Here is a 10,287-nt window from a genome sequence, read left to right on the forward strand (position 1 = left end):
AAAATGACGCGTATTGTGCAGATGCACAATATCACGACATTTTTGAGAGCCGAGTCGCAATATAAAGCTCCGCTAACCCCACAAAATTGGTAGTTGGTAGCCCTGTTATCTCGGTGATTTTCTCTAACCGATAGCGCAGAGTGTTCCGGTGAATAAACAGCATTTGAGAGCATTCTGTTACATTGCCATTGCATTCAAACAGTGCATCTAGGGTTTTCAATAATTGCCCAGATTTGTCTTTCTCTTTCAACCGTTTCACACCATCAATAATTTGTTCACCTTGCCAAATATCCGCCAACGGCGCTAACAAAACAGGCAAACGAAGTTCATCGAACAGGTACTTACGTTTCTCTGGGTAGAACTGCTTGCCAATGGCTAATACCTGCTTCGCGCTTTGGTATGACAACGCGACATCTTTAGGCTCATTAAACAGCTGCCCTAGCGCAATGTGAAACGTATGCGAATCGTGATCGCTTAAACGCGACATCAACTTATCAATGCGCTCACTTTCAACTTGGCTATCCCACTGCTTGGCGGAATGACACGGTTTCAACACCACAATTTCATTCACCGAGACAATCGCAACTAGGTTGTTACGCTCTGGGTATTCAAGCAGTTCAACAATATTGCGCACACTCTTCATGCTTTTTGAGGCCGACGGCGTCGAGACTTCAATCACCGTTGCCACCCGTGGTTGAGTAACATCGATAGAAAGACGCATCGCCCAATCTTTCAGCTCTTCATCGGTCAATTTCCCATTGATCCAAGCCAGAATAAACTCTTCGCGATGACGTCTGTCCCACTGAAATTTTTCCACCAGCGCGGCTTGCTCGATTGTCAATTCAGCGGTCATTTTAACCAGTTTGGCAAAATCTCGGATTTTCTCCGGCTCGCCTGTGACACCAACAATACCGACCACGTCACCATGCAATTTCAACAGCATATTGATACCGGGTTTGACACCCTGCAACGTCAAACATTGCTGCTCATTAAGCTCTAGCGAATCGCCATGATTCAGCGCCAGTACCGCGCCATCATGCACTTGCCCAACACGTTTAGGGTCGCCACTGCCAATGATGATGCCTGCCGAGTTCATCACATTCACATTGTGACCAATGATGGACATGGTTCGATCAACAATTTGTTGTGCTAAAGCGTGGTCGAGAATCACCATTTCGAGTTTCCAAATTGACCGTTTAATCACTCAATAAATCACAAATGGCAAACTATCGCGATGCTGCGGTTCTAAATAACGGAAGCAGCTCAAAGCATTATCCAATTACCCATATTTAAAAAGTGGATTAAACCTTCATTTTTAGCAGCGGGTTATATACTTAGAACAAAGGTTACCAATGCATTCTTCACTGTGCATTGATGCCACTCGTCTACCTACAGAGGAGAGATCAACATGGAGTTACGGAATAAATCGGGGGAAGTTGCAAATATTGCTGATAACCTCACTTTGAAGGAAATCACAGAAATGGGCTACACCGTAGATTTATGCGATGAAGCATTTGCTCCTGGAGAGCATTGGAAAGCGGAAGGTAAAACGCAAGGTATGGGCGAGTATCCAGAGGAGTAAACGTCCTGACGAACCAGCGTACAAAAGCGTTCCACAAACAGAAAAGCCGAGCGACTTAACGCTCGGTTTTTTTACTTTTGAACTTCTTGAATAAACAAGCTCATCTCTTCAAGATAATTGCCGTTTGAGCATCCCCAGTCGGTGACCTCAATCAACTCTGTAACTAACTGTCCAGACTCATCATCTTGCACTCTCTGCACAAACGCTTCAAAACGTTCCAGTTGTGCCTGACTCTTAACGCCATGCACGGCATATTCTACAAGCAAGCCGTTGTACGTCTGCCAGCGCTGATCGCCCGCAACATCATTGCTTAAAATCACAGAACACTTTTGTTGAATGCTTTCAACCGCATCATTTCTTGGTGGCGCGACTGTGGAACATCCAACTAAAATCGTACCTACCGCCAATAACGTAACTTTTGTCTTATTTATCATATCGTTTCCAACTGTATCGCCACGATATGGAAATCTTATTACACCTGATAAGGATCATCGATAGCGCACCGCAGATTAATTACTTAATAAACAGTAAACTCCATACCAGTCTTAACACTGCAAGCTCATAACTCCTATTAACTCACCCAAATGTAAACAAATAGTAAAATCACCTTTACGCGATGCAAAATCGACAAATGAGATTAGCGTTCCTTTCTCGCGACCAAGCGTGCAATAATCAACTGTCTACATAACGAAACCATTTGAAGGATCAAAATGACCGCAACGGATTACCTCAACGACCTCAATCAACGTTACCTTGCGATTCACCGCACCAAAGAAGATTTCTTTTGGGAAACTTACATGGGGATCAGCGATGACCATAATGGCTCGACGCAAGCACAAACGGCATGGACAAGCTTTTTAAGCAACGCCGAGCAAATTACTGCCATCAAACAACAGCTTGAAGCCGCGGACTCAATTACCGACCCACAAGAGAAACAACAAACCATTACGGGTCTATCTGGTTGGCTGGCGATGTTTGAATCTCACGCTATCGAGGGCGAAAAAGCACAAGCGTTGAAAAATCAGCTCATTACCTTTGAAGCTGAGCTCTTCGAGAAAAAACAGAACCACGTACAAACATTTACCGATGAGAACGGCGAGCAAGTAGAAGGTTCACTTCCAGTATTAAGCTCAACCATTCGCACTAGCAATCATGAAGAAGTTCGCCAATCAGCTCATCAAGCGTTGCTGAACCTTGAACAATGGCTACTGCAAAACGGCTTTATAGAGCTGATCAAGCTGCGCAACCAGTTCGCTCGCTCACTGGGTTATGCGACTTTCTTTGATTACTCCGTGCAAAAAACGGAAAAGATGAGCTCTGAGCAGCTATTCGAGATTTTGGAAGATTTCGAACAACGCACGCGAGATGCGCATCTAAACAGCTTAGAAAACTTGGCGAAAGAGAAAGGCGAAAGCGCACTAGCAGGCTACAACTTTGTTTACTCATTCGCGGGTGACGTTATGCGTGACCTTGACCCATACGTGCCGTTCTCAAAATCTCTGAGACGCTGGGTAGAATCATTTGGTCGCCTAAATATTGATTACTCTGGCGCGACGCTAACGCTGGATTTACTAGATCGCAAAGGTAAGTACCCGAACGGGTTCTGCCACGGCCCTATCCCTTCTTTCTATAATCAAGGCGAATGGGTCGCAGCGCAGGTGAACTTCACCAGTAATGCCAAGCCAGACCAAGTGGGCAGCGGCTATGATGGCATTAACACGCTGTTCCACGAAGGCGGCCACGCAGCACACTTTGCGAACGTAAAAATGAACGCGCCTTGTTTCTCGCAGGAGTTTGCGCCGACGTCAATGGCTTATGCAGAAACTCAGTCGATGTTCTGTGATAGCCTGTTAACCGATGCCGATTGGCTAAAACAGTACGCACTGGATGATGAAGGGAATTCTGTGCCTGATGAGATTATTCAAGCAATGATCAACAGCCGTCAGCCATTCAAAGCTTATGAAGAACGTAGCATCTTGGTTGTACCATATTTTGAGCGCGCGTTGTATCAATTGAGCGATGACGAGTTAACGCCAGAACGCATCACTAAGCTGGCTCGCGATTGTGAAAAACAGATCCTTGGTTTGGAATGCAGCCCTCGCCCACTGATGGCGATTCCACATTTGCTATCCGACGAAGCGGCTTGTGCGTATCAAGGTTATCTACTCGCGCACATGGCGGTGTATCAGACCCGTGCATACTTCCTTGAGAAGTTTGGTTACCTGACGGATAACCCAGAAATTGGCCCACTGCTGGCAAAACACTACTGGCACGCAGGCAATCACTTGTCTCACAACGAAACCATTGTCAGCCTGACTGGTGAAGGTTTTAATGCTAAGTACCTTGCAGACGTGTGTAACCTGTCGCCAGAACAGGCATGGGAAGTGCAGCAGAAGAAAATCGACTCACTTGCGACGCGAGAACGAGCATCAGTCGCTTCACTGAACGCCGCGATTAAAGTCGTCGACGGCAGTAAAGAGCTGGCAAGCAACGCCATCTCTGACGAACAAATGTGTGACGATTTTGAACGTTACATCGTAGAGACTTACGGTCGATAACACAGAAAGCCAGGAGCTCGCCTTCTGGCTTTTTATTCTTTAGCTAATGCAATAAGAAGGAAGATCCATGTACCAAGAAGTCATCAAATTTTGGTTCGAGGAGCTATCGCCCCAAAATTGGTTTGAAAACAACCCAGAACTGGACAAGCGTATTGCATCGCGATTTGCCTCGGTATTAGAACAAGCGGCTCGTTGTGAACTGTTTAATTGGCGTGACAGCGCACAAGGACGATTGGCCGAAATCATCGTCCTCGACCAGTTTTCACGTAATGTGTATCGCAACACCCCAAAAGCGTTTGCACAAGACCCACTCGCATTAGCATTGGCTCAAGAGGCAATTCGGTTAGGTCACGATAAAGAATTAGCGCCTGAGCAGCTAAGTTTTTTGTACATGCCGTTTATGCACAGCGAATCTCGCCTCATTCATGTCGAAGCTGAAAAATTGTTCCGCGCATCAGGGCTTGAAAATAACTACGATTTTGAGCTAAAACACAAAGCCATCATCGACCAGTTTGGGCGCTATCCTCATCGCAATGCGATACTGGGAAGAGAGAGCACTCCCGAAGAGTTAGCGTTTTTGCAACAACCTGGGTCAAGTTTCTAAATAACAATGAATAATGAGTTAACCATGAGAGACCACGCAGTATGCTGGCCATGCTTGCTAAAACTAGACGGCGACGATGAGCTGATCTATACGCATTCCCAGTCCGACTTAGACTCTGAATGCGAAGCCCTCATTTTTGGGCAAGATGATTACGTTATCGACTCAAATGGCAACACGTTTGAATTGAAAAACAATGGTTCGAACACCACTCTTTTACATCTAAAAGAACGAACGCTGTCCGTAGAAGAGGTTACGTCATTAATCCAATCGCATGAATTCAGCCTCGCGCAACGGTGCATTATCAAGATTCATTTCACCTCGGTGAGGCAAGCTGTTGAGGCCTTAGCTCACTAACTCAATCCCAACATGTACAGCATTAAATAAAATTATCATTTTTATAATTTATGATAATTTCATGTAATCAACATCACGCCATATACTCTCCCACATCGAAACAAGACAACGTTCAAACACACATGTTGGGAGTAAACAAATGAAAATGAATCATGTCGGTATTATGGTCGGAGATATGGACAAAGCGGTTGAGTTTTACACGCAAGCGCTAGGTCTAAAAGTCGTTATGGGCAACACGAAAGTGATTGAAGAACGCGAAACGGCAATTGGCAGAATGTGTATTGCGGTCTTTGGGGAAGGCTTTAAAGGCTTCAACATTGCGCACCTTGTGACAAGTGATGGCATCGGCCTTGAGTTATTCGAAATGAAAGAACGTCAAGAGCGCCATGAAGTGGATTTTTCTCGCATCGGTATCTTCCATTTCTGTTTGCAGACAGACGATTTTGAAGGTGCTATCAAACGCACCGAAGCACTAGGTGGCAAAGTTCGCATGGACATCATGCGTTACCACCCAGAAGACGATAATAAGCCTGCGAAAATGGTTTACCTAGAAGACCCATTCGGCAACCTATTCGAGCTTTACTCACACACTTACGAAGAAACTTACGCTTCTGATTACGAGTAAGAGCCCCATCCATATTCCAAAAGGCTAGCAATACGCTAGCCTTTTTTGTTTGCTTTGAGTTGCAGTGTTTCTGCACTCGCTCTAGCAAAAAAACATCTTGAATTTGATCATTTCTCTCACCACTTTTAAGGTCACTTTATACTTACCTCAACACAATGCAAAAAGGAGTGAAGCATGCCCACCAAAAATCCAATCGCCATCAAAGCGCTTGATCATGTTGTATTAAGGACCTGTAACCTCGATGCTATGTTGCATTTCTATCAAGACATTTTGGGCTGCCCTGTCGAACGCGAAGTAACGGAACTTGGTTTAACTCAACTTAGGGCAGGTAACGCATTGATTGATGTAGTGACGGTAGACAGCGAATTGGGCCAACTCGGCGGTAAGCCACCAGTTCAAAATGGTCGTAATATTGACCATTTTTGCCTGCAATTGGCGCCTTTTTCCGAGGATGAATTACTGGAATATCTGCGTGCGCGCGGCATTGAAACCGAAGAGTTTGCGAAGCGGTATGGCGCACAAGGGTTCGGTAGATCACTCTATATACATGATCCGGAAGGAAATGTCGTCGAGTTAAAACCTCAAGTGATTGATGAGTAAGCTACACTTAACTGTGTTACTGACCATTTGTTTCTCACCATTGTAGAAGGCTCAAAAAAATGAACGCGATCTCGTTAGTCCAAGGCGACATCACCACCGCCCATGTCGATGCCATCGTGAATGCAGCAAACCCGAGAATGCTCGGCGGAGGTGGCGTCGATGGTGCCATTCATCGCGCAGCAGGGCCTGCGCTTATCAATGCGTGTTATGCCGTTGATGATGTCGACGATATTCGATGCCCGTTTGGTGACGCACGCATTACTGAGGCTGGCAATTTAAACGCGCGTTACGTCATTCATGCCGTTGGCCCGATTTACGATAAATTCGCCGATCCAAAAGCGGTGTTGGAATCTGCATATCAACGTTCGCTGGATCTCGCGCTCGCCAACCACTGCCAAAGTGTGGCGCTGCCTGCGATTTCTTGCGGAGTGTATGGTTACCCACCTCAAGAAGCAGCAGAAGTCGCGATGGCCGTTTGCCAAAGACCGGAATACGCGGCACTCGACATGCGCTTTTACTTGTTTACTGAAGAGATGCTTTCGATATGGCAACACGCCCTGACCCAGCACTAAAATCTTTGTGACAAGAGGCATAAAAAACCGGACTGCTAACACAGTCCGGTTTGTCTTATTTGTCACTGAATTATCGTTCGTTAAGCGCTACGAATGCTAGGGGGGTCATCCAAAGCGCCTAATGTGTGCGATCTAGTTTTTGAAGAATCCGTTGTACATCATGTACAAATGCGCTGCAGACCAAGAGAAGTTCGACGCACCTTGTACCGCGCCCGTCTCTGGGTTGTAGTTTTCACGGATTGGCATGTCACCCGTCATACCTTCTGCGTTGTTAAACAGTTCATTCGCCATTGCAATCGCTTCTTCTTTGTAGCCGTAGTTTTCCATCGCACGGAAGCCAAAGTACACTTGATCTAGCCACACGCGACCACGCCAGTACACATCTTTACCGTAAGCAGGGTTGGTTTGCGATGCGGTCGGCAAAGGCACTCCCGTTCCTTGGAATTTATCTGGCGTGTTGAACTCGTCTTGATCACGCATCACCGCGATCACTTTATCGGCATGCTCTTGCGTTGCTGCACCATTAAACAGCGGCGACCAACCTTCAGGACCACGTCCACGCTCTACAATCGGCAAACCCGCACAACCATTTGCAAGAGGCGCAGGAGTAGTGCCATCTTCAGCCACATTCAAGTGAATGTCGTAGAAGAATCCTGTGCTTTCATCAAACATACATTGGTTAATGTAAGTCTTGATTTTTTCTGCGCCATTAAGGAATTCTTGCGCACGATCTTTACCTTCTACGCCATCAGACACCAACTTCGCCATTTCCGCTAAGTATTTGTTGTCTGAGTACATGTAAGAGGCTTGATCCACCGATTCTTGCAGCATAGAGAAGCCAAGCAGCTCACCGTCCGCTGCGTTATTGTTGGTGCGGTTTTCTGCAAAACGAACTTCCCAATCTTTCTTCGCTAGATCGAGTTTCGCTAAGTTTTCCGCTGACGTATTGCTGTACACCCACTCTTCGCCTTCCAGCTTGATGCTGTTATCAAAGCCGTACGCACTTGCCGCGTAGCGACCAAGTTGATCCACATTTCTGTCTGGGTTGCTGATGTCTTCAGCTTGCGAATTCATGTTGTGGATGTTGTAGATAAAGCCAAAACGAGCCGCGTTATCCATGCCCGATTCCCAGCCCGCCGCTTCTTGTGCGCCGACGTGAATCGTCATGTAATCCACTTCATCGAGAATCTTATTGTAAGACGCCATGCCTTTTACTTTATAAGAATTGCCGTTTTGCTCGATGATGTCTTCTGCAGGAATAATGGTCGTGAAGTTAGGATCGCGCGTTTCTACCCAAACGTACATCACGCCTTCTTCCGTGTTGTGTGCTGGGTCTACTGCCGCGCCGTATTCAGGCACACCATTTTGGTTGTGGTCGCGGTTGGATAGCCACCAATCGTGGTATGCCACCAACTTCGGATACATTTCATCAATGAATTTTTGCGCGTCTTCTGGGCGATCAAACTGGTTCACGAGAGCGTAATACACCTCCATCACAGACCATGCCGCCAACGATGGTTTCGTATTGCGTTCGTTCCAGTTTTCAGAGCCAGCACCACCACGACTAACAGGTTTGGTGTACGTCAACACATCCAGCAAGTAGCCTTTATCTTGCGGACGGATCTTGTCATCAGCTTGAACTTGCTCTTGGAATACCGTGCGAATGTTGTCCATCGCAACATCTGGGTTGAAATGCGCCATCGCGTACGCTTGTTTCCACGAATCCCACGGCCACGTTAAGTTACCAGAGAACCAACGCGCAGTGACCGATGGCGTGACTGTCGCTTGTTCAATATCGCCCGCCGCAGAGCGCCAGTTACCGTTTAGGGTCTCCATCGCTTTTACCGCTACGCGAGCTTGGTCTGCTGTCGCTTCTTTGTTGATAAGACCATTCGCTAAATAGCCGTCCCAACGCGCTTTCGACGCTTCCATGTATTGAGTTGGATTCGCTAATACATCTTGCAATTTCAACGATTCTGACTGCACTTCTTTCGCATTGTGCAGGTTAGAATACGCCGTATAAACCGCCGATGTTTGCTCAGCTGGTAGGCTCATCTCCGCGGTAGAACTGAATGAGGTTTCGTTGGTGAACGTCTTCGTCGGTAGAGAACGAGTAATGCGGAACTCGGCATCGCGGTCATTACGAATCGCCCAGTTGTCTTTCATCTCGCTAAAGTTAATTTTAATGCCGTTTTCGATGGTCGAAATCTGGCGCTTGTAATCTGGGTAGTACTGCGCCACGGTTTGGTTTTTGCGCGTCGACAGCGCGTATTTCACCAACTCGCCGTCCCACTCCAACGCCAAGTTCATATCACGATCAGTTTTGTTAGTGATGAGCGTTTCCACCAGCGAAGAGCGATCAGTCACGAAGCGCAGCACCATTTGCACGTGAATATCGTCCAAGTCCAACACCTGCACTAACGCACCTGGAATGGAATAGACTTTCGCTTCTGCGTTCGATAAATCGTAAGTTTGGCCACTCACTTTGTCGGTCAACGTGAGCTTGTCGAACGTTTGGCCAGACATAAAATGCGCGTACTCTTGCGTCACTTGCATAATACCGCCGAAAGCGCCATAACCCGCCGCATCTTCAGGTAGCAAATGGCCATGCCACGCGCCGTTGTCCGTGAGTGCGTTGTACTTCAGGTTCGAATAACTGTCGTAATCACGCAGGTAAGTTGGATTACCAGTACGATCAATCACGTTAGTAAATTCCGAAGTTGGCGCCTGTGGTAAACGGATTTCAGTTTTATCATTGGAACCACATCCAACAAGCGAAATAGTAGCCCCGATCAGAATGGCAAGTGTGCTCTTTTTAAACATACTTTTTCCCTATTATTTACGTCATTTTTATATTCTCATTTATATAAATGAGTATTTTTAGTGTGCAGAAGCTCGGCTCGCACTAAATAAGCACGAGCTTCCAATAATTATTCTTTTATTTTTCTTTAGCGATAGTGATGGATTTTAATAAATCGCCATTAATATTCGGAATTGTGTCAGCCAAAAATATCTGATTACCAGGCGTAAAAGTGAGTAAAACATTTTTTAGTCGTTGACTGTTTTCACTGGTTTTATTTTGAACATCAAACTCAATTAATTTGTTGTACACTTCATTTGCCAGTTTTTCTTCTTGTTCTTCGGTAATAGCAATGCGTCCAACACAAATTGGAGGCCGAATATCGTGGCTAAACACTTCTTCACGAAAGCGCTGTGCAAATAGCGTGTCTAAATTTGAACCTTCTTCAAAAATAAAGCGGCCTGTATCTTTAAATTGATAGTGTTTATCCCCTTTCAGTTCAATGTAATCCATCATTGGCTTTGTTGCGTAATTCGATGGAACTAAATCAGGAAGTTACGATCTGATCGGTTACATCAGTTAATCATCGTAG

General features: G+C 46.0%; 10 protein-coding genes and 1 pseudogene. 7 read left to right on the forward strand and 4 right to left on the reverse strand.

The genetic code is table 11. The annotated features are described in order from the left end of the window. Positions 1–31 precede the first annotated feature (31 nt). Positions 32–1,174: a sugar diacid recognition domain-containing protein gene (locus R7Z77_RS20295; RefSeq protein WP_213961337.1), complete on the reverse strand. Its 1,143-nt coding sequence runs from the start codon at positions 1,172–1,174 to the stop codon at positions 32–34. A gap of 234 nt (positions 1,175–1,408) precedes the next feature. On the opposite strand from R7Z77_RS20295, the gene R7Z77_RS20300 reads away from it, so the two are divergent. After that, positions 1,409–1,582 carry a hypothetical protein gene (locus tag R7Z77_RS20300; RefSeq protein ID WP_005374332.1) on the forward strand — a complete coding sequence of 58 codons (174 nt, stop codon included), beginning with the start codon at positions 1,409–1,411 and terminating at the stop codon, positions 1,580–1,582. Positions 1,583–1,653: 71 nt separating this feature from the next. On the opposite strand, the gene R7Z77_RS20305 is transcribed toward R7Z77_RS20300, so the two are convergent. After that, positions 1,654–2,016, reverse strand: coding sequence for a hypothetical protein (locus R7Z77_RS20305; RefSeq protein WP_017634365.1), 363 nt, complete (start codon positions 2,014–2,016; stop codon positions 1,654–1,656). Positions 2,017–2,292: 276 nt separating this feature from the next. Here R7Z77_RS20305 and R7Z77_RS20310 point away from each other — a divergent pair, with 276 nt between their 5' ends. From R7Z77_RS20310 to R7Z77_RS20335, 6 genes are all read left to right on the forward strand, one after another. After that, the gene (locus R7Z77_RS20310) at positions 2,293–4,140 is read left to right on the forward strand and encodes a M3 family metallopeptidase (protein ID WP_213961336.1); all 1,848 of its coding nucleotides are present in this window, start codon (positions 2,293–2,295) and stop codon (positions 4,138–4,140) included. 67 nt (positions 4,141–4,207) lie between these two features. Then, a complete protein-coding gene (locus R7Z77_RS20315; RefSeq protein ID WP_005374339.1) occupies positions 4,208–4,744 on the forward strand; it encodes a DUF924 family protein in 537 nt (178 codons plus the stop codon). A gap of 24 nt (positions 4,745–4,768) precedes the next feature. Beyond that, a complete protein-coding gene (locus R7Z77_RS20320) occupies positions 4,769–5,098 on the forward strand; it encodes a DUF4144 domain-containing protein (RefSeq protein ID WP_017634368.1) in 330 nt (109 codons plus the stop codon). A gap of 139 nt (positions 5,099–5,237) precedes the next feature. Then, on the forward strand, positions 5,238–5,723 hold the full coding sequence (locus R7Z77_RS20325) for a VOC family protein (protein ID WP_005374344.1): 486 nt from the start codon (positions 5,238–5,240) through the stop codon (positions 5,721–5,723). Between the two features lie 174 nt (positions 5,724–5,897). Then, positions 5,898–6,323 carry a VOC family protein gene (locus R7Z77_RS20330; RefSeq protein WP_213961335.1) on the forward strand — a complete coding sequence of 142 codons (426 nt, stop codon included), beginning with the start codon at positions 5,898–5,900 and terminating at the stop codon, positions 6,321–6,323. Between the two features lie 59 nt (positions 6,324–6,382). Continuing rightward, complete coding sequence (locus tag R7Z77_RS20335; protein ID WP_064354461.1) at positions 6,383–6,895, forward strand: macro domain-containing protein; 513 nt, start codon at positions 6,383–6,385, stop codon at positions 6,893–6,895. Between the two features lie 132 nt (positions 6,896–7,027). On the opposite strand, the gene ygjK is transcribed toward R7Z77_RS20335, so the two are convergent. Then, entirely contained in the window at positions 7,028–9,718 is a 2,691-nt protein-coding gene (ygjK, locus tag R7Z77_RS20340) for an alpha-glucosidase (RefSeq protein WP_064354460.1), read from the reverse strand. 115 nt (positions 9,719–9,833) lie between these two features. Further along, positions 9,834–10,211 (reverse strand): annotated as a pseudogene (locus R7Z77_RS20345) (transcriptional regulator); the annotation flags it as partial. Positions 10,212–10,287 lie beyond the last annotated feature (76 nt).

It is taken from the genome of Vibrio sp. 1401, from assembly GCF_033340295.1.

Bases quoted from the DNA above. Each gene is read 5' to 3' on its own strand.
- R7Z77_RS20335 (WP_064354461.1), top strand. From the start codon at position 6,383: ATGAACGCGATCTCGTTAGTCCAAGGCGACATCACCACCGCCCATGTC.
- ygjK (WP_064354460.1), bottom strand. From the start codon at position 9,718: ATGTTTAAAAAGAGCACACTTGCCATTCTGATCGGGGCTACTATTTCG.
- R7Z77_RS20315 (WP_005374339.1), top strand. From the start codon at position 4,208: ATGTACCAAGAAGTCATCAAATTTTGGTTCGAGGAGCTATCGCCCCAA.
- R7Z77_RS20295 (WP_213961337.1), bottom strand. From the start codon at position 1,174: ATGGTGATTCTCGACCACGCTTTAGCACAACAAATTGTTGATCGAACC.
- R7Z77_RS20330 (WP_213961335.1), top strand. From the start codon at position 5,898: ATGCCCACCAAAAATCCAATCGCCATCAAAGCGCTTGATCATGTTGTA.
- R7Z77_RS20305 (WP_017634365.1), bottom strand. From the start codon at position 2,016: ATGATAAATAAGACAAAAGTTACGTTATTGGCGGTAGGTACGATTTTA.
- R7Z77_RS20300 (WP_005374332.1), top strand. From the start codon at position 1,409: ATGGAGTTACGGAATAAATCGGGGGAAGTTGCAAATATTGCTGATAAC.
- R7Z77_RS20310 (WP_213961336.1), top strand. From the start codon at position 2,293: ATGACCGCAACGGATTACCTCAACGACCTCAATCAACGTTACCTTGCG.
- R7Z77_RS20325 (WP_005374344.1), top strand. From the start codon at position 5,238: ATGAAAATGAATCATGTCGGTATTATGGTCGGAGATATGGACAAAGCG.
- R7Z77_RS20320 (WP_017634368.1), top strand. From the start codon at position 4,769: ATGAGAGACCACGCAGTATGCTGGCCATGCTTGCTAAAACTAGACGGC.